This window comes from Bradyrhizobium lablabi (assembly GCF_900141755.1).
In the GTDB taxonomy this organism is placed as follows: Bacteria; Pseudomonadota; Alphaproteobacteria; order Rhizobiales; family Xanthobacteraceae; genus Bradyrhizobium; species Bradyrhizobium lablabi_A.
Genome location: NZ_LT670844.1, coordinates 3470259 through 3490335, shown reverse-complemented (window position 1 = coordinate 3490335; position 20077 = coordinate 3470259). Strand labels below are relative to the sequence as shown.

The 20077-nt window shown below is 62.2% G+C and carries 26 protein-coding genes; 16 read left to right on the top strand and 10 right to left on the bottom strand.

What is annotated here, in order from left to right; translation table 11 throughout:
* The first annotated feature begins 259 nt into the window (after positions 1-259).
* On the top strand, positions 260-511 hold the full coding sequence (locus B5526_RS16255) for a DUF2171 domain-containing protein (RefSeq protein WP_079545043.1): 252 nt from the start codon (positions 260-262) through the stop codon (positions 509-511).
* A 117-nt stretch (positions 512-628) separates the two neighbouring features.
* On the opposite strand, the gene B5526_RS16250 is transcribed toward B5526_RS16255, so the two are convergent.
* Entirely contained in the window at positions 629-1063 is a 435-nt protein-coding gene (locus tag B5526_RS16250; protein WP_079545042.1) for a MerR family transcriptional regulator, read from the bottom strand.
* Positions 1064-1111: 48 nt separating this feature from the next.
* On the opposite strand from B5526_RS16250, the gene B5526_RS16245 reads away from it, so the two are divergent.
* From B5526_RS16245 to B5526_RS16225, 5 genes are all read left to right on the top strand, one after another.
* Positions 1112-1498, top strand: a complete 387-nt coding sequence (locus B5526_RS16245) for a mercuric transporter MerT family protein (protein ID WP_079539473.1) — start codon at positions 1112-1114, stop codon at positions 1496-1498.
* Positions 1499-1511: 13 nt separating this feature from the next.
* A complete protein-coding gene (gene merP, locus B5526_RS16240) occupies positions 1512-1796 on the top strand; it encodes a mercury resistance system periplasmic binding protein MerP (protein WP_079539471.1) in 285 nt (94 codons plus the stop codon).
* A 4-nt stretch (positions 1797-1800) separates the two neighbouring features.
* A complete protein-coding gene (locus B5526_RS39010; protein WP_079539469.1) occupies positions 1801-2025 on the top strand; it encodes a GDCCVxC domain-containing (seleno)protein in 225 nt (74 codons plus the stop codon).
* Between the two features lie 78 nt (positions 2026-2103).
* Entirely contained in the window at positions 2104-2403 is a 300-nt protein-coding gene (locus tag B5526_RS16230; protein WP_197688445.1) for a hypothetical protein, read from the top strand.
* Between the two features lie 195 nt (positions 2404-2598).
* Positions 2599-3009, top strand: a complete 411-nt coding sequence (locus B5526_RS16225; protein WP_079539465.1) for a GFA family protein — start codon at positions 2599-2601, stop codon at positions 3007-3009.
* A gap of 12 nt (positions 3010-3021) precedes the next feature.
* Here the strand turns inward: B5526_RS16225 and B5526_RS16220 are convergent, their stop codons facing one another.
* Positions 3022-4047, bottom strand: coding sequence for a fatty acid desaturase family protein (locus tag B5526_RS16220; RefSeq protein WP_079539463.1), 1026 nt, complete (start codon positions 4045-4047; stop codon positions 3022-3024).
* Between the two features lie 25 nt (positions 4048-4072).
* Positions 4073-4783 carry a TetR/AcrR family transcriptional regulator C-terminal domain-containing protein gene (locus B5526_RS16215; RefSeq protein ID WP_433994629.1) on the bottom strand — a complete coding sequence of 237 codons (711 nt, stop codon included), beginning with the start codon at positions 4781-4783 and terminating at the stop codon, positions 4073-4075.
* 248 nt (positions 4784-5031) lie between these two features.
* On the opposite strand from B5526_RS16215, the gene B5526_RS16210 reads away from it, so the two are divergent.
* From B5526_RS16210 to B5526_RS16180, 7 genes are all read left to right on the top strand, one after another.
* A complete protein-coding gene (locus B5526_RS16210) occupies positions 5032-5385 on the top strand; it encodes a YciI family protein (protein WP_079539461.1) in 354 nt (117 codons plus the stop codon).
* Between the two features lie 31 nt (positions 5386-5416).
* A complete protein-coding gene (locus B5526_RS16205) occupies positions 5417-6691 on the top strand; it encodes an RNA polymerase sigma factor (RefSeq protein ID WP_079539459.1) in 1275 nt (424 codons plus the stop codon).
* Positions 6691-8250: a M15 family metallopeptidase gene (locus tag B5526_RS39005; protein ID WP_154071330.1), complete on the top strand. Its 1560-nt coding sequence runs from the start codon at positions 6691-6693 to the stop codon at positions 8248-8250. Before B5526_RS16205 ends, B5526_RS39005 begins: the two co-directional genes overlap by 1 nt.
* A gap of 292 nt (positions 8251-8542) precedes the next feature.
* Positions 8543-8911, top strand: coding sequence for an ArsR/SmtB family transcription factor (locus tag B5526_RS16195; protein WP_154071714.1), 369 nt, complete (start codon positions 8543-8545; stop codon positions 8909-8911).
* On the top strand, positions 8908-9402 hold the full coding sequence (locus B5526_RS16190) for an SRPBCC domain-containing protein (RefSeq protein WP_079539455.1): 495 nt from the start codon (positions 8908-8910) through the stop codon (positions 9400-9402). Before B5526_RS16195 ends, B5526_RS16190 begins: the two co-directional genes overlap by 4 nt.
* Positions 9399-9926, top strand: coding sequence for a DUF1993 domain-containing protein (locus tag B5526_RS16185; protein WP_197688444.1), 528 nt, complete (start codon positions 9399-9401; stop codon positions 9924-9926). The genes B5526_RS16190 and B5526_RS16185 overlap by 4 nt, the downstream gene beginning before the upstream one ends.
* 133 nt (positions 9927-10059) lie before the next feature.
* Positions 10060-11460 (top strand): tetratricopeptide repeat protein, encoded by a 1401-nt coding sequence (locus tag B5526_RS16180; RefSeq protein WP_079539453.1) that lies wholly within the window; start codon positions 10060-10062, stop codon positions 11458-11460.
* 191 nt (positions 11461-11651) lie between these two features.
* On the opposite strand, the gene B5526_RS16175 is transcribed toward B5526_RS16180, so the two are convergent.
* Positions 11652-12497, bottom strand: coding sequence for a universal stress protein (locus tag B5526_RS16175; protein ID WP_079539451.1), 846 nt, complete (start codon positions 12495-12497; stop codon positions 11652-11654).
* A 46-nt stretch (positions 12498-12543) separates the two neighbouring features.
* Positions 12544-13116 carry a TetR/AcrR family transcriptional regulator gene (locus B5526_RS16170; RefSeq protein ID WP_172842057.1) on the bottom strand — a complete coding sequence of 191 codons (573 nt, stop codon included), beginning with the start codon at positions 13114-13116 and terminating at the stop codon, positions 12544-12546.
* Between the two features lie 34 nt (positions 13117-13150).
* Between B5526_RS16170 and B5526_RS16165 the strand changes: the two genes are divergently transcribed.
* Positions 13151-13933 (top strand): TetR/AcrR family transcriptional regulator, encoded by a 783-nt coding sequence (locus B5526_RS16165; protein WP_172842056.1) that lies wholly within the window; start codon positions 13151-13153, stop codon positions 13931-13933.
* An 87-nt stretch (positions 13934-14020) separates the two neighbouring features.
* Here the strand turns inward: B5526_RS16165 and B5526_RS16160 are convergent, their stop codons facing one another.
* Positions 14021-14332, bottom strand: coding sequence for a DUF3551 domain-containing protein (locus tag B5526_RS16160; RefSeq protein ID WP_079539447.1), 312 nt, complete (start codon positions 14330-14332; stop codon positions 14021-14023).
* Positions 14333-14486: 154 nt separating this feature from the next.
* Here B5526_RS16160 and B5526_RS16155 point away from each other — a divergent pair, with 154 nt between their 5' ends.
* Positions 14487-15020: a TetR/AcrR family transcriptional regulator gene (locus tag B5526_RS16155; protein WP_079545037.1), complete on the top strand. Its 534-nt coding sequence runs from the start codon at positions 14487-14489 to the stop codon at positions 15018-15020.
* A gap of 307 nt (positions 15021-15327) precedes the next feature.
* On the opposite strand, the gene B5526_RS16150 is transcribed toward B5526_RS16155, so the two are convergent.
* The 3 genes from B5526_RS16150 to B5526_RS16140 form a co-directional block, all read right to left on the bottom strand.
* Complete coding sequence (locus B5526_RS16150; protein ID WP_079539445.1) at positions 15328-15894, bottom strand: Dps family protein; 567 nt, start codon at positions 15892-15894, stop codon at positions 15328-15330.
* Positions 15881-17395 carry a catalase gene (locus tag B5526_RS16145; RefSeq protein WP_079539443.1) on the bottom strand — a complete coding sequence of 505 codons (1515 nt, stop codon included), beginning with the start codon at positions 17393-17395 and terminating at the stop codon, positions 15881-15883. Before B5526_RS16145 ends, B5526_RS16150 begins: the two co-directional genes overlap by 14 nt.
* A gap of 66 nt (positions 17396-17461) precedes the next feature.
* Entirely contained in the window at positions 17462-18124 is a 663-nt protein-coding gene (locus B5526_RS16140; RefSeq protein WP_079539441.1) for an HD domain-containing protein, read from the bottom strand.
* Between the two features lie 110 nt (positions 18125-18234).
* Here B5526_RS16140 and B5526_RS16135 point away from each other — a divergent pair, with 110 nt between their 5' ends.
* The gene (locus tag B5526_RS16135; protein WP_197688443.1) at positions 18235-19209 is read left to right on the top strand and encodes a GlxA family transcriptional regulator; all 975 of its coding nucleotides are present in this window, start codon (positions 18235-18237) and stop codon (positions 19207-19209) included.
* A gap of 83 nt (positions 19210-19292) precedes the next feature.
* Here the strand turns inward: B5526_RS16135 and B5526_RS16130 are convergent, their stop codons facing one another.
* Positions 19293-19664 (bottom strand): transposase, encoded by a 372-nt coding sequence (locus B5526_RS16130; RefSeq protein WP_079545036.1) that lies wholly within the window; start codon positions 19662-19664, stop codon positions 19293-19295.
* Between the last annotated feature and the right edge of the window lie 413 nt (positions 19665-20077).

Here is a 20077-nt window from a genome sequence, read left to right as displayed (position 1 = left end):
CCGCTCCTGGGGCTGCGCAAGGGCGCGCCTGCCGCGCCGGGGAGGACGAGCCATGCCTGACATTTCGCTGGACCTCGCGGAGATCGAGAGACGCATCGCCGCGGTCAGGGAAAACCTCATCGAATTGACCGAACAGGCAGCCGCCTATTCCGGTGGCGCGGTCGAGGAACTGAACGCGCGGCGTATCGCTGACCAGGAGGCGCAGCTCGACCTCCTGACCAGGAAACGCGACGAACTGATTGCGCGACGGCGGCCCGAAATGAGACTAAGCATCAAGCAGCATATGGAAGTGATCGGCGCCGACGGCGTTCACATCGGTACCGTCGATCGCGTCGAAGGCGGCAGGATCAAGCTCGCCAAAGCCGACAGCGGCGAAGGACGCCACAAAGGCCATCATCATTTCATCGATCTGGGGCTGGTCGCCGAGGTCGAAGGCGAGAGGGTGCGGCTGTCGGCGAATGCGGCGGTCGCGGTGACGATGGAAGAGGAACGCTCGGGAAAGGCCACGTGAATTTACTGGTCGCCTAACTGGCTTTATGCATCACCATGCGGCTAAGTATCATGCTGACATGGGGTAATTGTGGGCACCGCTGGACTCAGCGCCTTCGTCTGACATGGAATATATGGTCTAGTCGCTTTGCCGGCCGGCATCCAAAATGTCGAGCACCGGGCAGTCGGGGCTAGGGCCGTCGGAGCATTGCGCGACCGTTTCCGACAAGATGGACTCAAGCTTGACGAGGTCGGAGAGTTTACTACGAACGCTCGCCAGATGCGCGCTCGCGATCTTACGTACGTCGGCACACGAAGCACGCTCTGGCCCTCCTAAAGCCAGCAAGGCGCGAATCTCCTCAAGCGTGAACCCGAGGTCGCGGGAACGCCGGATGAAAGCCAATGTCCGTCTTTCGGCTGGCCCGTAGACCCGCCGCCCGTTCGCCGTGCGTGGCGGCGCCGGCAGCATTTTGATGCGCTCGTAATAGCGAATGGTCTCAATGTTCACGCCGCTGTGCTTGGACAGCTCGCCGATTGAGAAGGCTTCGGCTCGCGAAGACGTGATGGTGCCCATGAAATAGTCCTTGATCCTGTAGTCGCTACAGGATGCACCGTATAATCGATGACGATCAACCAAGACCATCAAATTACCGACAACCGGCGGCGGCAAAGTCTAATAGCGGCAGGCGGCCTTCTCGGAGCGCTGGCGGCGTCGTCTTGTTGCATCTTGCCCCTCGTTCTGTTCGGCCTCGGGGTCAGCGGAGCATGGATCGGGAATTTCACCCGGCTTGCCCCCTATCAGCCCTGGTTCATCGCCGCGACGCTCGCGTTGCTCGGTTACGGCTATTGGCTGGTCTATCGATCCTCTCGACGCGCCTGCGCTGACGGCGAGGCCTGCGCGCGCCCGTTGCCGAACCGTGTCGTCAAAACGAGCCTCATCCTCGCGACGATCCTCGTCGTCGCCGCGCTCGGCCTCGACTTCATCGCACCCCTATTCCTCAACTCTTGATCGGAGAACCTCTATGAATAAGTTTCTCACCCTTGCGGCCTTCGCCGTGGGCGTCGTTGCTTCGCCGGCTGCGTTTGCGGCGGACAAGACCGTTACCTTGGCAGTGAACAACATGGATTGCGCCGCCTGCCCGTCGATCGTCAAAGGTAGCCTGGAAGCAGTCCCCGGCGTTGCCAAGGTTGCGGTGTCCTTCAAGGACAAGACGGCAACGGTCATCTACGACGACGCCAAAGCCGATGTGAACCAACTGACATCGGCGACCACCAAGGCGGGTTATCCGTCCGCGCCCAAGAGCTGATCCGATGCTTCTTCAATCGACCATCACTTGTCCGCACTGCGCCGTTTCAAAAACGGAGATTATGCCGACCGATGCCTGTCAGTTCTTCTATGAATGCACCGGCTGCGGCACAAAGCTAAAGCCGAAGTCGGGCGATTGTTGCGTGTTCTGTTCCTACGGCTCGGTGCCGTGTCCGCCAATTCAGGCAGTACGCTCCGGCGAACCGGGTGCTGCCTCCTGCTGTGCCTAGCAGGCGATGACCAACGCGCCGACCCAAACGTCCCGCGATTGGCTTGGTAGTGTGCACACCAGCTTGCTGGCGTGGTGGATGCCTAAAGCAGCCATTTTTGCCGGTTTGTTTGTTCCAATATCTGTTCGCGCCGTGATCTGGATCATCGCCCTCATCTGGATGGGCATGGCGTGCATTCTGAATGCGAGGCGGTGCAATCGCACACACTGCCGCTACACCGGACCTTATTATCTCGCCATGATCGTGCCCGTAATGGCGCTTGGTGTGGGGCTCGTCACCGTCGGCATATTTGGATGGATCGGTTTGGGCGTGATCATCCTCGGGGGAAGCGGGCTTATTTGGTGGGCCACCGAGCGGGTATGGGGAAAGTTCTCGTAGCGCACCACAACTGTCTAGAACGGCTTCAGTTGCCCTTCCGAATGTCGCGGGACGTAGATATCTGCCTTGGATTATTCGGGAACATGCCGCAGTATCCGCACCAAATCTGTTCTTGTACCAATTAGAGAACGCTCCCGCGCTGGCGTAGCGGGAGCGCAGCGCGATCGTCGCTATCGAGCTCGGGAGGTTCGCATCATGTCGTATGCGGGGCGCTGCGCCTGTGGCGCGGTTCGTTATGAGATCGCCGCTGATCCGATTCGCGGCTTCCAGTGCCAATGCCGCGATTGCCAGCGGGATACCGGTTCCGGGCACGCGTCGGTCATGGTGTTTCCGCGCGCGGCGATGAGCGTCACCGGCGCGGTGACCGAGATCGAGCGGGCGGCGGATTCCGGCGATGGCAAGCGCAAGGGCTTTTGCACCGCCTGCGGCTCGCCGCTTTACAACAAACCGCTGTCGAAACCGGATTTTATCGGCGTCTATGTCGGCACCCTCGACGATCCCGCCGCCTTCAAGCCGCAAATGGTGATGTTCGCCTCGCGCGGACACGCCTGGGATCACCTCGATCCGGCGCTGCCGAAACTCCCCAAGATGCGGCCGGGGGCGTAAGCGGCCCGCGCCTCAAAACCCTGATGACACCTGATTGTTGTCGACGCTGACGCCGGTGCGGGCGCGGCGGACGTTGCTGACGAGCGCGCCGGGCCGGTCTTCGTTGGCGGGTTTTGCGGTCGCCAACCTTAGCACGGCCGCATAGTTCGGCTGCACCTCCATCCGCCCGGCATAGCGGCTGCGGGAGAGAATTTGGTGGACGCGCGGCAGGTTGTAGCAGGGCACATAAAACAGCAAATGATGTTCGAGATGATAGTTGACGTAATACGGCGCGATGAACAGCCGCTCGACAAAGCCGGCGCGGGTGGTGCGGGTGTTGCGCAAGGGATCGTCGCTGTCCGGCACGACGGCATGTTCGGCGATGTTGCGGATCCGGGTGATGACCATCATCCAGGTCAGGAGCGGCAACAGCCACAATAGCGGATAGGCCCACCACACGCCCGCGGCCGTGAGTCCCGCCAGGAAAATCAGGTTGAAGACGAATTGCGGGCCGAGTTTTTCCCAGAAATGCGCGGCGCGCTGGCGGAGCGGCCACGATTTGTCGCCGAGTGCGCTGAGAAATTGCGCCTTGCGCTGGGCGTAGCCGGTCTGGCCCGAGATGTCGCGCCAGAATTTTCGCCGGTAGCTTGCCTGCGTGATCGGAAACGGCGCCGAGAGGATCAGGTCGGGATCGTCGTCCTGCTGGGTGCGCGCGTGATGCTGCAGATGATAGCGCCGATAGGCCTTGGTCTCGGCAAATATCGGATAGGCGCAGAACCACTGGCTGAGCGCCATGTTCAATTTCTCGCCGTTGGCGAGCGCGCCATGGGCGCCGTCATGCATCAGGATTGCCAGCCCAAGCTGGCGCGAGCCGATGATCGCGACCGCAAGTACAAACGTGAACGGATTGGGCCATAGCGCCACTATCGCGATCGAGCCAAGGATCAGGGTCCACGCATGCGCCATGAGCAAAATGCTCTTCCAGGTCGCGCGGGTGCGCACCTCGATCAATTCCTGCTCAGTCAAGAAATTCCGGGCGCGCATGCGAAGGGCGGTCATCGCTATTTCTCCTTAGGCCTTCTCTTTAGTCTTGGGGCGAAGCGTCGGCGCCGACGACCCTGAGCCGCGCGGCTGAAGCAGGCGCATCGGCCTGCGGGCCAAGCAGGCGCAGCATCTCGGCGGCTGATGCGTCCGCCGAACGGCCCATCGCATGGCCTTCGAGCGTGACGCCGATCGCGATCGCCCAAAATCGCCGGGCACTCGTTTCTGGATCGAGCCGCGAATGCCAGCCGCGCGCGGCCATCTCGGCGGCATAGGCGCGCAAACCCTCGGCGTGCAATCGTTCCACCGTCCGCTCCACCAGCGGCGCGAGATCCTGCCGGCGTCGGGTCAGCGTCATCGCCTCGACAAAGAAGCCGACCGCGTCCGACCCCAACACGCTGTCGACCAGCGCGCGCGTGTAATCCTGCGGCGAGAGCTGCTTGCCCGCATGTTCCTCGGCCGCGCGCGCGACATAGAGCACGTCGCGGCAGGCCGCTTCGACGAACAGCGCTTCCTTGGTGCGAAAATAATAGGTGATCTGGCTCGGGAAGGCGTCGGCGCTTGCGGCGATATCGGCGATCGACACCGCCGCAAGCCCGCGCTGTTTGAACAAGATGCTCGCCGCATCGAGCAGCCGCGAGCGCATTTGCCGCCCCGCCGTGCGCGTTGCACGGGCGCTGTGCTTGGGATCGCTCGAACGGTCGTTTGCAGCGGGGCTTTTCATGTCGTCCCTGGTCGCGGATGCAGAGGTCATGGCCTGACCAACGTATCTTGTGATTTATTTGTATGTCATACAAACAAACTTGTCAAGCCGAGGCGAAACAAGCCGGGATTACTAGCGGAGCGGTCGGTTTCCAGCGTCCCGCCCGCCCGCGCCAAAGCCTGTGCGATCTTTTTTGCAATGCCCATGTCGACCCGCGCCGGGCTGGATCGTCGAGCTGATGTGCGAGACAGTTCCGTGAAGGCGAGGGCGCCCGCGGCTCGCTTCAAAGGAGACTTCCGATGCGCTTCATGTATATCGTCAAACATCCCGGTCCTCCCGGAAACCCGACGCTGGAGCTGATGGCCGCCATGCACAAGCTCGCCGATCGTGAGATCAAGGCCGGCCGCATGCTCGACAATGGCGGGCTGATGCCGGTCCAGACCGGCGCCCAGGTACGCATTGCCGATGGCAAGCTCAGTGTCATCGACGGGCCGTTCGTGGAAGCCAAGGAGGTCGTCGGCGGCTACGCGATCTTTGAACTGCGCGACAAGGAAGAAGCGGTGGCAATGGGGAAGGAGTTCATGCAACTGCACCTGGACCACATGCCGGGCTGGGAAGGGACGTGCGAGGTTCGCGCGTTTGCCGGCCCTTGAGGCGCGCCTTCGCTCGAGATAGTCGGCGGCCATGACGGCCGCCGACATCAACCGCACCATCGTCGCGGTCTGGCGGATCGAGCAGCCGCGGCTGATCACGAGCCTTTCGCGGATGCTGCGCGACGTGCCGCTGGCGGAAGATCTCACGCAGGAAGCCCTCCTCGCCGCGCTCGAGCATTGGCCGACCTCAGGCGTGCCGGCAAAACCCGGCGCCTGGCTGATGGCAACCGCCAAGCGCCGGGCGCTGGATCACCTGCGCCGCACCCAAATGCTCGCGCGCAAGCATGAGATGGTGGCCCGTGACCTGGAGCAGGAGCAGGATTCCATGCCCGATCTGGATGGGCGCCTGGACGATGACATCGGCGACGAATTGCTGCGGCTGATCTTCACCGCCTGTCATCCGCTGTTGTCGCGCGAGGCCCGCGCGGCGCTGGCGCTGCGGATGATCTGCGGGCTGACCACCGAAGAGATCGCGCGGGCTTTTCTGTTGCCGGATGCGACCATCGCCCAGCGTATCGTGCGCGCCAAGCGGACTCTGTCGGAATCCGGGCTTGCCTACGAGACCCCGCGCGGGGGCGAGCTTTCCGAGCGGCTCGCTTCCGTGCTCGAGGTCGTCTATCTCATCTTCAACGAAGGCTATACCGCGGCGCGCGGCGTCGACTGGCTGCGGCCGCAGCTCTGCAACGAAGCGCTTCGCATCGGCCGCGTGCTCATTTCGATCGCGCCGCGCGAGCCGGAAACCCATGGCTTGCTGGCGTTGATGGAACTGAACGCCTCGCGCGCCGCGGCGCGCGTCGATGGCACAGGCGAACCCATTCTGCTGTTGGACCAGAACCGCGCGCTCTGGGACCAGCTGCAAATCCGCCGCGGCCTACAGGCGCTGGCGCGGGCGCGCGCACTCGGCGGCGCCAATGGCTTTTACGTGCTGCAAGCGGCGATTATCGCCTGCCACGCTCAAGCCACCACGGCGGAGGCAACCGACTGGCCGCGAATTGCCGGGCTCTATGCGGGCCTTACAGACCTCGTGCGCTCGCCGGTCATCGAACTCAACCGCGCGGTCGCGGTCGGCATGGCCGAGGGCCCGGCGCCAGCGCTTGCGATGGTCGAGCGGCTCGCGCACGAGCCGGCGCTGAAAAATTATCATCTGCTCGACAGCGTTCGCGGCGACCTCCTGCAAAAACTCGGCCGCCATCAGGACGCGCGCGCCGCGTTCGAGGCGGCAGCAGGCCTCGCCGGCAACCAGCGCGAGAAGGAGCTGTTGCGGCGGCGCGCCGCGGAAGCGGCTGACGCGGCGGGGTCGTCGTGATGCGGCTCCATGCCCTTCATCGCGGATCTATTCACGCCGTGGCGCCGTTCGCGTGGCTGCTGATGTCGCTGGTTGTCTTTTCATTGGCAGTAGAGGTTCGGCCCGCACTTGCCGCATCTTGCACATCCAAAGCACCCGAACAGATCGTCATCGCACTCGACGTCGGGCACACCGCGACCAATGTGGGAGCCACCAGCGCGCGCGGCATCGGCGAATACGCGTTCAACCTCAAGCTGGCGCAGCGCGTCAGGGACGAGCTGTTAGGCGCCGGTTTCCGTTCTACCTTTCTGATGGTGACCGAGTTGAACGGGCATTCGGGGTTAAGCCAACGAACCGAACGCGCCAACCGGATGAACGCCGACATCTTCATTTCCATTCATCATGACGGCGTTCGGGACAAATATCTCAAGCCCTGGCTCTACGAAGGCGAACAGCGCGGCTTTTTCGACGACTCCACAGGGTTTTCCCTTCACGTCTCCCCGAGATACCCGGAAAGCCTTGGCCTGGCGCGAATAATGGCTGATCAGCTGATGGCCGGCGGACTTCATTTCACGACCACCCACGAGCCGAACAATCCGGTAGGGGCAAGGGTACCATACCTGGATTCAACCAGAGGGATTTACCGCCGGGATAATCTCGTCGTGTTGAGGCACACGAATATGCCGGCCGTCCTGCTGGAAGCCGGCGTGATCGTCAATCGCGATGAGGAATTGCTGGTGTCGACGCCCGCATACCAGGCGATCATTGCGGCAGCGGTTACCGAAGCCGTGAAAAAGTTCTGCAAGCCCCCTGATGCGCCAGTCGCCGGTACAAAACTCCCCAGCGGATTTGTCTACCTCGCCGACATCGATCCAACAATCCGGCAGGACATCCGCTACGCCGGCTTGCACAATTTTGTGGGGCGGCCAGTGGAGGGCTATCTGGCCAACGAGTGCGTGCTGACCGAAAGGGCGGCGCGCGCCTTGAGCCAGGTCCAGGCGGAGCTTGCCGCCAAGAAGCTCTCGCTCATCGTCTGGGATTGTTATCGACCAGCCCGCGCGGTCAGGGAATTTTTGCTCTGGAGCAGGCTGCCCAGGGACATCAGGATGAAAGCGGAATTTTTTCCGAACACCAACAAGGCGGAGCTTTTTGCGCTTGGCTATCTTGCCGCGCGTTCGGCGCATTCGCGCGGCAGCACGGTCGATCTTGGCATCGTGCCGGCTGATCTTTCCGCGCTCGCCGGCTACGATTCGACGGCTTCGCCAAAACCTTGTACCGGCGCCAAAGGCCAGCGCTTCGAAGATGGCACGATCGATCTCGGCACGGGTTACGATTGCCTTGACCCGCTTGCACGCACCGGAAGCCCCAATGTGACCGCGGAAGCGAGGTCCAATCGAACATTGCTCCAACAATCCATGCAAGGCTTCGGATTTAAGCCCTATTCGCGGGAATGGTGGCATTTCGAACTCGCCGACGAGCCGTTTCCGCAACAGAGTTTCGACTTTCCAATTGTTGCGCGCGCTCCGCCGCCAGGCGCGAATGTGAAACAAGAAGCGGCCCCGGCACCTCCTAAATTGTGAGCGTCCCTCAAAACCCGCTGCCGCGGAACACCTGCTGCTGTCCGAAAAGTCATCAACCTCGTCCCTCAGCTCGCGTCCGGAAATTGAGGGATGCCATTGTGCCGGCGACCGATAGCCCGTCTTGAATGCAACGGAGCGACCATCCGTCTTCATTCAAGGGAGCACAAAATGGCTGAAACCACATCCTTCGCCGATGCCTTGCCGCCCGGGCCGGATGCCGGCCTTGACGGCCAGCTCTCCGCGGCGTATTAAACCAAACGGTTGTTAACAATATAGTTGAATACAGATGCGGCTGGACCCCCTGAGCTCGACGCTGTTTGCGCTCGCCGATCCGACCCGCCGCGGGCTTTTGGCGCGGCTCGCGAGCGGCGATGCCACGGTGACGGATCTGGCGCTGCCCTATGACATGAGCGTTGCGGCGATCTCCAAACATCTCAAGGTGCTGGAAAACGCCGGCCTCATCAGCCGCGGCCGCGACGCGCAATGGCGTCCCTGCCATCTCGAAACCGCGCCGCTGAAATCAGTGTCGGACTGGCTCGAGGAATATCGCGCCTTCTGGGAGCGCAATCTCGATAGTCTCGATGCGTATTTGAAGACGGTGCGGCCCAAAACCGCGGCGAAGAAAACCGCAAAGCCGAAAGCGAAAAGGAAACCCCGATGAGTAGTCTCACCGAAGTCGCCGTCGCCGAAACCACCATCGTCATGAGCCGCGTCTATGACGCGCCCCGCGAGCTCGTGTGGCAAGCGATGACGCAGGCAAAACATATCAGGCGCTGGTGGGGTGGTCCCGGCTTTAGCAATCCCGTCTGCGAGATGGACGTGCGGCCCGGGGGCCTCTGGCATCATGTGATGCGCTTTCCGGACGGGCACGAATTGCGGCTGGAGTTTGTCTTTCTCGAGGTTGAGCCGCCGCGCCGTCTGGTCTGGCAGCATGTCGATCACGGCACGCGCAAGGATGGCCCGCCGACCTGCCGCACGTCGGTCACGCTCGATGACTTGGATGGGAGCACGCGCTGGCGGATGGTGGCTGAGTTCAACTCGCCCGCCGAGCGCGAGGCGGCGCTCGAGATCGGCTTCAGCCGCCCGATCGAGGCCAGCAACGACTACCTCGTCGAATATCTCAAAACGATGCCAGGCGGAGACCTCTTATGACGAGCATGATGTACGCCATGGCCGTCGAGTCTTTTGTCCCCGGGCTGAACAGCCTGACGAGCCTGCTCGACAAGGGCGCGGCGTATGCCCGCGAGAGCAAGCTCGATCTGGTCAACGCGCGGCTCGCGCCGGACATGTACACGCTCGCCCAGCAGGTTCAGCAGGCCTGCAACTATGCGAAGGACGGGACGGTACGCCTGACGGGCCGCATTCCTGCAGAGCGGGACGCCGTCGGGACGAGCTTTGCCGGGCTCAAAGCCGAAATCGCAAGAACGATCGAACATCTCGACGGCGTCACGGCGGCGGCCTTTGAGGGCGCGGAAGGGCGTGACTGCAGCATCGATCGATCCGACGAAGGTTTTGTGATTACGATGGACGGTTTGCGCTTCCTCCGGGCCTGGTCGCTGCCGCATTTCTATTTCCACCTCGTGACCGCCTACGACATCCTCCGGCACAACGGCGTCGACATCGGCAAGCGCGACTACGCAAGCTGGATCGGCGACTTCGTCCGGCCACATAATTGACCGCGCGGGAAACGGGCGTGACGCGGCGCGACCGAGCTTTGCAAAGACCGCGCCGCCCAACGGCCCGCCGCGCGGGCCAAGGCAGGATAAAGCGCGAATTTCGCCTTTTTCGATCCGAATAGCCTGAACCTCGATGCACCCTCGGACGACTGCCTTCGAAGTGGTACGATCGATCGAGGACGCGATGCAGGGTGCCAGCATTCCATTCGCCGGGCGATATTTGAGGGCGATTGTCGTCGCGTCAGGCCTGATGGCCGGCGGGCTGGCGCCGGCTGCCGCGCAATCGGCCCAGCAGCTGCGGTGGTGCAACAACGAAGACGGCGCGACGTCGGATATGGCGATCGACGGCTGCACGGCGCTGATCAAGTCGGGCAATTATTCCGGCCGCAACCTTGCGATCGCCTATACCAATCGCGGCAGCGCCTATGACGACAAGCGGGACGAGGACCGTGCCATCGCCGATCACGACCAGGCGATCCGGATCGATCCGAAGCTCGATCTCGCCTACAACAACCGGGCCAATGCCTATGGCCGCAAGGGTGAGGCCGACCGCGCGATCGCGGATTACGACACCGCGATCAGGTTAAACCCGAAATTTGCCATGGCTTACAACAATCGCGGCAACAACTATCGCAGGAAGCGCGATTATGGCCGCGCCATCGCCGACTATGACGCGGCGATAAGGATCAATCCCAAATTTGCCGACGCCTACAACAACCGGGGGATCGCCTATGACGATAGTGGCGAAAAGGACCGCGCGCTGGCGGACTACACGAGCGCGATCCGCTGCGATCCGAAATTCGCCTTCGCCTATAACAATCGCGGCCTCATCAATCGGGAAAAGGGCGAATACGACGCCGCCATCGCCGATTTCGACAAGGCCATCGCCATCAATGTCCGATACACCAGCGCCTACCGGAACCGGGGCTACGCCTACGTCAGGAAAGGGGACTACGCGCAGGCGATCCTGGATCTGACAATCGTGCTCGCCATCGACGACAGGGATACCGAGGCCTATGCCGGCCGCGGCGTCGCCTATGAGAAGACCGGTGATTACGATTCCGCGATTGCCGATTTCGAAAGCATCGTCGCGATCAGTCCGCAGGACGCTACCGCGCTCAACAATCGCGGCTACGCGCATTTTTATCGGGGCGACTTCGCAGACGCGGCGGCGGATCTGTCGCGTGCCATGCCGACGGATCCCTATCCCAGCCTGTTTCGCTTCCTGGCGCAATCGCGCGCCGGCCAGACGGCTTTCGACCTCGAATCCGCGGCACAGCGCATCAACAGCCGGGACTGGCCGTATCCGGTGTTCGAGTTTTATCTCGGGCGGCTTGATGCCGAGGCTTTGCTTGCCGCCGCGCAAAAACCTGAACAGCGCTGCGAGGCTCTGTTCTATCTCGGCGAATGGCTGACGTTGCAGGGCGACCGCGCGGGTGCCAGGCAGCGCCTCGAGGAGGCCGTCGGCAGTTGCCCAAAATCCTTCATCGAACACACCGGCGCACAAGCCGAATTGCGGCGGCTCGGGCCGTAGGCCGGCTAGAGCATGAACCGGAAAAGTGGGTACCGGTTTTCCGAAAAGATCATGCTCAAACAAAAAGATAGAGCGGAATGACGATTCGAAGAAAAGTCATCACGCTCTAATGGTGGGCGAACGAAATCCAACAGGGGCTGGTCGCGAGACGGTCCTTTAGATCGACTTCATACCCTCAGCTGGCAACCCAATCACCGTGATATCAGCACTGGTACCGGCGCCTGTTTCAGCAATTTCCGGGTGACGCCGCCGAACACCATCTCGACGGAGCGGGCGTGGCTGTAGGCGCCAATGACGATCAGGTCCACGCCGTGATCTCTCGCACAGGACAGGATGATGTCGGCGACCGGAGCGCCTTGCGACGACACCTGCTCTACTTCGACGTGGGCACCGTGCCGCGCGAGGTATAGGGCGATATCAGCTCCGGGCTCCTCGCCGTGCCGGCCGGCTCTCTCGTCTGAATCGACAACCAAAAGCTTCACGCATTTTGCCGCGACGAGGAAGGGCAGCGCATCTACGACCGCGCGCCGGGCCTCACGGCTGGCGTTCCAGCCGACCAGTATATTGTTGCCGATCGGCTCGGATTTCCAGCCGCTCGGTATAACGAGAATAGGAGCGCCGCTGGCGAGCAAGAGCCTTTCGGGAGCCGCGTATCCCGGCAACTCTTGCAGCTCACGCTGACCGATGACCACCAGATCGGAGTGAAGCGAGCTGAGAGTGAGATCCTCACCAGGTCCGCCTCGACGTATCACGCGGAATTCTGAGCTGAGATCGCGGTTCGCCGAAATTGCCTCGAAGCGCCGGCGAACATTGCTGGTCGCGGCTTCGTCGGCGGCCTTCCGCGAGGCGAGCGAAGCTCGGATGGCCTTCTCGCCAACCACATAGTAATCGGATCGATGCTCCCTGCGAACGGCAGATACGACGTCAATCCCGACAAGGTGGGCGCCGCATTGGTGGGCGAGCGTAGCTGCATAGTCGATCCGTTTCTCTCCTTCGGGCGTCGCGTCGACGAACACCCCGATGCTTTTCAAAGTCATGACTTCATCTCCTATAGGCAATTTTTTGCATCCGCCGGCTTGCCGCTCAGCCTGGTGATAAAGATCGGTTCGACAGTGCAGCCGCGATTAATCGGCTCAGAGCCTCGCGCGTGGAGACGTCGTATCTATCTCGGCAGAGCAGGATGACGTCGGGCTCTACCAGGGCACAGGCTGCAGCCTTCACGCGCCGGGCTTCCTGCTCGGGTTCACTTAAGAGCCTGAACTCTCCGGATATGCTCGCGTCAGTGAGTATCTTTGCGATATTCCGAACGAGGCGCGCCTCATAGTGGGAGTAGCAGGGCCATTGTTCTGTCGTGGCATCGGCGAGCAGCTCGCTGACTCTCGGTTCGAAGTCAGAGAAAGCAGTCAGAGCCGTGTTCAAGCCGGTGAGAAAACGACTGAGCCGATCGCGCGCCGAATCGCTGTTACGGATCGTGCAAGCAAGGGCCGTGCGTTCGGCCTCGCACAGGTAGTGCGATGCAAGCGCATCGAGGATTGCGCGGCGGCTTGAGAAATACCGGTAGACGTTGGCGGCGGAGAAGCCGCAGCCGTCCGCAACGTCCGCCACCGTGAGTTTGCTATGGCCGTAAATTCGAAGAAGCCGCTCGGTCTCGCGCAAGATGCGCGTGGGCTTATCCTCAGGGACGGATCGCATGGCACTGTACAGCCGCGGGCCTGCACCAGACTTGCCCGTTGTCCCCTGTGCGGGCGGGACCGGGCATATCGCCGACGCAAGGTGCCGACTTGACATGGCGACCTCCAATGATAACGTAATGTACGTTACGTTTTGGAGAAAACAAGGGGCCATGCCCGCGACTGCGACAGTGCGGCGGACCAGACCCCGCGGTGAGGTCCGACGCTCCCAAATTCTGGACGCCGCCACCGAAATCTTTCTGGAGAACGGCTATGGCGGGGCCACCATCGACCTTGTGGTCGAGCGCGCCGGGGCATCCAAGGCCACGGTATATTCGTTCTTCGGTGGCAAGGACGGTCTGTTCGCCGCGATCGTGGAGGAACGCGTCGAGCGCATCGTTTCGGCGTTCGGCGACCCCGAAGTCGTTCACTCCGACGTCCTCCATGCTCTCGCTCACATCGCGCGGCGCTACATGGAGGTCGTGATGGCTCCGGACGCCGTCGGTTTTAACCGGCTGATCATCGCCGAGGGCATCCGCTTCCCTGAACTCGCGCGGACCTTCTTCCAGCTTGGACCCGAGCGCACCCAGGCGCACCTTGCCGGCATGCTGTCGGTCTGGCGCGCGCGCGGCCTGATCCGCCTCGACGATCCGCAGCTCGCGGCCGTGCAGTTTCTTGACTCGGTCGGCGGTGACCTGCATCGGCGCGCGATGGCCGGCATCCTGCCCAAGAACCTCCGCGCCGCGATCCAGCGCAGCATCGATCATGCAGTCAAGGTCTTTTGGAACGGCATCAAAGTTTGACGGTCGCCCGGCGTCAGGGATACGGCCAATGCGGTCTCTGAGGCCTGGCCTCAAAGACCGCGCTGTCAGGCGATCGGTGCAACTTGATCAATGCACAGCTGGTTGTTTCGCCGGACGAAGCTTGCTTCGTGAGGGGGTTTGCTTTGGTTGATAGGCCAACGCACTGTTGTTATTGCCACTGTTGGTATTGTCGTAGAAGGGATCACGCGCACAGCTTCCGTTTTTGCCGGAAGCCGAAGCCTTACATTGCTCCATGGTCGCAAAACCACAGCTTCGCATGGCGGAACTGTCAGTCATGCAAAATTCGCCCGCGCGGGCGGTGGGCGTCGCCATCGCGACAAAAGCGAATGTGCATAGCGCTGCCGCTGACGCGATAACCATCCTTGAGATCGGTTTCATTTTTCTGTCCGTTTCTAGTTGGTCGTTTCCTCTATCTATCGATAGATAGACGTTGCCTGCTTATAAGTGTTGCGTTTTCCCCCTGTCAAGAGCTATCTATCGATAGATAGGCCAAAGGAGTAAGGCCGTGACGACCGACACACGGGAAACCATCATGAGCGCCGCCTGCGCCATGGTGCAGAACCGCGGCTACAATGCCTTAAGCTTTCGCGAGCTGGCCGCGGAAGTCGGGGTCAAGAGCGCCAGTGTGCACTACCACTTTCCGACCAAGGGCGACTTGGCTTGCGCCCTCGCACGACGCTACACGGACAATCTGGTCGTATATCTCGACGGGTTGCTAGCCGCCTCTCAGGATCAGCAATCTTGCATCAGGAGCTATACGGGCGTCTTCCGCGAGGCGTTGACGGACAATCGGATGTGTCTTGCGGGCATCATGGCTGCTGAGCAGGTCGACGTACCCATCGAAGCGAGAGCCGAATTAACCAGGTTTGCCGAAGTAAATGTCAGGTGGCTGGTCAAGGTGCTGTCGCTGCGAAAATCCCGAGCGGATACGAAGGCCGTTCAACGACAGGCGCTCGCTATATTCGCGGCCGTTGGAGGCGCCCAACTCCTGGCCCGAGGACGCGGCGACGTCGCGGTCTTCGATCAGATCATCGAAGCATACCGAACGGCCGGAATACTTCCTTAATTCTTGAATTTGGTTCGGCAAGCCGCGCTCAACGGCAATGCAGAAGACCACTGGCGCGGGCAGATCATCGGCGTCGGCCACTATCCTTTGGCGCCGGTCCGAAATGTTGATGTTCCAAATTGCCCCTAAGCTTGAGCTATATGTTTGCCTGGAAAAGGCGGCCCATTAGATCGTGATGACTTTTCTTCGAATCGTCATCCCGCTCTATCTTTTTGTTTGAGCATGATCTTTTCGGAAAACCGGTACCCACTTTTCCGGATCATGCTCTAGGCCGCGTTTAGGTGTAAAAGCATGGCTGAAAACGGCGTCAGGGTTGACGGCCGCGCCGCCGCCGTATCTCCATCACGATAGCGCGCGCCCGCATCGCAGGCGTTTCGGCCAGCAACCGCACACGCTGTTTCGCCTCATCGATCCGGTCCTCGATCAGGCTGGCCGACGCGATGTCGCGATAATCGACGCAAAGCGAGTGGGCGCGGCGGAGATACTCTGCCAGGCGCCGGTTGTCCGCGAGCAGATCGGTCAGCATGTGCCGCGTGTCGACAGTGTCATTGTCGTTGTCGGGAGCGCGCTGGAGGCGCGCGATCTGGCCTATGGCGCGCAGCGTTGTGCCACCGAGCTTGCGCAGGCGCTCGGCGATCAGATCGGTGGTCGCGAGGATCTCGGAGCTCTGCTCGTCGAGAAGCAGGTGATAGTCCCGGAACTGGGCGTCCGACATGTGCCAGTGCGAGGTTTTGGTCGTCTTCACATAGAGGGCGAACATGTCGGCCAACAGGGCGGTCAACGCCTTTGAGATCGCTGCGACTCCCTCGGGATGTCGGCCGGGGGCCGGCTGCGCCGGGGCGTCCCGGCGCGCCGCAGTGTCAGCCGCGTGCATCCATCTTCTCCTTCGAGCCTCGTGCCGGCTTCCGCTGGTCGGTGGCCGGGTTGCGGCCGGCCATGCGGTTTAGCGCGGCTGCGACGCCGGCGCCGTATTCGGGATCGGCCTTGGCGCAGTTGGCGATGTGGCGCTCCTGGATATGGACCGCCGCGCCGCCGACGGCGCGGGCGGTGTTGTCGAACAGCGTCTGGCGCTGGGTTGAACTCATCTTCCGGAACAAGTCGCCCGGCTGCCGATAGTGGTCGTCGTCGACGCGATGATCCCAGTGCGCGGCGGCGCCGTCGATCTCAAGCGGCGGCTCGTTCAAGTCCGGCTGGTCGGTCCACTCGCCGCGGCTGTTCGGGAAGTAGGTCGCCGTCGCGCCGAGATTACCGTCGGTGCGCATGGCGCCGTCGCGGTGATAGCTATGGAATGGACACTTCGGCGCGTTGACCGGGATGTGGTTGAAGTTGACGCCGAGGCGGTAGCGCTGGGTATCTGCATAGGAGAACAGGCGCGCCTGCAGCATCTTGTCGGGCGAGAAACTGATGCCCGGTACGATGTTGGCCGGCGAGAACGCGGCCTGCTCGACCTCCGCGAAGACGTTCTCCGGGTTACGATGCAGCTCGAAGAATCCGACTTCGATCAGCGGGAAGTCGGCCTTGGGCCAGACTTTCGTCAGATCGAACGGATTGAACGGGAACGCCTTTGCTTGCGTGTCCGTCATCACCTGGATGAAGACCGTCCAGCGGGGAAAATCGCCGCGTTCGATGCTCTCGAACAGATCGCGCTGGTGCGTCTCGCGATCCTTGCCGACCACGGCTTCCGCCTCGGCGTCGGTCAGGTTCGCGATGCCCTGCTGGGTCCGGAAGTGGAATTTGACCCAGGTCCGCTCACTCTCGGCGTTGATAAAGCTGTAGGTATGGCTGCCGAAGCCGTGCATGTGGCGAAAGCTCTTCGGGATGCCGCGCTCGCTCATGACGATGGTGACCTGGTGCAGCGCCTCCGGCAGCAGGGTCCAAAAATCCCAGTTGTTGTCGGCGCTGCGCATGCCGGTGCGCGGGTCGCGCTTGATGGCGTGGTTCAGGTCCGGAAAGCGCAGCGGGTCGCGGAAGAAGAACACCGGCGTGTTGTTGCCCACCATGTCCCAATTGCCATCCTCGGTATAAAATTTCAGCGCGAAACCGCGGATGTCGCGCTCGGCATCGGCGGCGCCGCGCTCGCCGGCCACCGTCGAGAAGCGCGCGAACATCGGCGTCTGCTTGCCGATCTCGGAAAAAATCCTGGCCTTGGTGTAGCGGGTGATGTCGTGCGTCACGGTAAAGGTGCCGTGGGCTCCCGACCCCTTGGCGTGCATGCGACGTTCGGGAATGACCTCGCGATCGAAATGGGCGAGTTTTTCGATCAGCCAGATGTCCTGCAGCAGCGCAGGGCCACGACGCCCGGCGGTCTGGATGTTCAAATTGTCGCTGACGGGCGCGCCCGTCGCGTGGGTCAGGTATGGACGTTTGTCGGTCATGGGACGGTCCTTTGATGGGGGCGCGCGGCCGCGGGCGGGCCGCGCAATTTTTGCGGGGAGGATGGATCAGCCGCGCCAGGCGGAGCCGCGGATCACGCTGCAGAAGTTGCCGCGATGGAAGTGCGGATCCTTGTCGGCGAGCACGTCGGCCTTGACGTTGCCGAAGGTCGTCTCCGGCTTGTGCTTGATGCCGTCGTAGAACGCCTGGATGATGTCTTCCTTGAAATGCTGGGGGCGCGGATGGGCGCGCACCACCGCCTCGCGCTCGGCATCGCTGTATTCGGCATAGCTCAGGCCGAGCACGTCCATTTCGACGCCGGCCGTCACCAGCGCCACGACGGGGTGCATGTGCTGGGGAATGCCGGGGGTGGTGTGGAGTGCGATCGCGGTCCAGACCGTGTCGATATCGGTCTGGGAAATCCCGTGACTGCGTAGAAAATCGCGGGCCGTATTGGCGCCGTCGACCTCAAAGCGCTCGTCGGCGCTGCTGTGCTGCCGCGTCAGCCCCATGTCATGGAACATCGCGCCGGCGTAGAGAAGCTCCGGGTCGAAGCTTAGGCCGCGGCGCTTCCCGGCCAGCGCGCCGAAATAATAGACGCGGCTGGAATGATGAAACAGCAACCCCGACTCGGTATCGCGCACCAATTCGGTGATTTCGCGCGCGAGCTTGCTGTCGGGAATGCTGACGCCGTGGATGGGTCGGTTCAAAAGTTCGACGGACGTGCTCATGGTTTGCTCCGGTTTTTGTGCTCGCCACAGACATAAAATCGGGCTAGATTGTCTGCAATCGACGTATTACGTCAGATTCTGCCAAAACCGGGCTTGAACGGACGTGGGTGATGAAAGCAAGAACGATCGCCATTGTGGCGCTGCCAGGCGTGCAATTACTCGATGTCTCGGGGCCGCTTGACGTGTTCGCGGAGGCCAACGTGCAGGCCGGGAACTCCCGCTATGCGCTGTTGGTGGTCGCGGCCGAGTCGGGCCCGATCCGTAGCTCGTCCGGGGCGCGGCTGATGCCCGATCGCGTCATCGGCATCGACGCGGACGTGAAGCCGGATACCCTGTTGATTGCGGGATGCCCGAACGCAGTCGATGTCCCGGCCGATGGCAAGGTGATCGATTGGCTGCGACGGAAAGCGCCGGCGGCGCGCCGGTTCGGCTCGGTCTGCAGCGGTGCGTTCTATCTGGCCGCGGCGGGCCTGCTCGATGGGCGGCGCGTGACGACGCATTGGGCGGTCGCCGAGCAATTGGCGGTTCGCTATCCCTCCGTCAGCGTCGACCAGGACGCGATCCATGTCAGCGACGGGCCATTGCGCACCGCGGCCGGCGTGACCGCCGGGCTGGATCTGGCACTCGCGCTGGTCGAGGAGGATCTCGGACACGACATTGCAATGAGAGTTGCCGGGCAGCTCGTCATGTTCTTCAAGCGTCCGGGCGGCCAGATGCAGTTCAGCCGCAAGGGCGAAGCGTTTCCGGCGGGTCGAGCGGCGCTTCAGGAGCTGCAACGATGGGTCGCCGCCAATCCGGCGCTCGATCACCGTGTCGCCAATCTCGCCAAGCGCATGGACCTCAGCCCCCGCCACTTCGCACGTCTGTTTCGAAGCGAGGTCGGAATCACGCCTGCGACCTGGGTCGAGGAAGCGCGCGTGAACGCCGCCCGGCGGTTGCTGGAGGTCGGCCACGAACCGCCGAAGCAGGTTGCCGCGCACTGCGGCTTTGCCGATGCGGACACCCTGCGCCGCGCCTTTGCGCGCCATGTCGGCGTTACGCCAGCCGAGTATCGCAAGCGGTTCGCCACGATCGCCGAGGTCTAAATCAGCCGCGTCCCCTTCATGCTGGCGGATGCAGGGACGCGGCGGGCTTGTGCGATTGCGTGGCGCCTCGGCTAGAGCCCGTGTCAGCGCGTGCCGCGCACCGATGCGAAGCGGCCGAGCGAAGCGCCGCGCATTTGCTCGGGCGACACCCGTGGTCCAAATCCGTGATCCGGCCGCGGCGCAAGCCGCGGCGCCGGCGGCGACGCGCTGCCGACTGCTTCATGGGAGCGTTCCGAAAGCTTGTCCACGAGGGCCCGCAGCCTCCGGTTCTCGGCTTGCAGCTCCTTCATCAAGAGCAAAGCGGGCGGGGTCAGGCTGCCATAACGCCTGCGCCAGCGATAGAAAGTGCGCAGCGATATGTGGGCGGTGCGGCAAATTTCGGCAACCGAAATGCCGGCATCGGCTTCGTACAAGAGGTGCAGAATCTCGCTGTCAGTATGCTGGGAGTGTCGCATCGGCTTCATGCCTTCCTGTGTCATCGAGCGAAGTTTTGAGCTTTGGACTGCCGCCGTTCCCTTGGGTCCCTTTCGACGCGGCTTGTTCTGTCCTCGACCTGCCGCCGGTTACGAATCCGCATGCCATTGCACGATCGTATGGATTCCGTGTCGCATGCGAGCGCCGAACGATCTTGTCGAGCCTTGCACGGGCTTTGGTTCGTATCGGCTGGGCATTCTGTCGCCTGGGCGCGCGTATTCAAACGGCCGGTCGGCGCGGCTGACCGGCGGCGATACTATCGTGAAATTGCGGCAATCCTAAATGACAAAAATGACATCACAGCCATGAAAGACCCGCGCTTGCACCTTCGTTAAGCAGCCTTGAATACTATTTGGCGTTGCTTCCCGATCCGCGGCGGAATGAAATCCAGCCC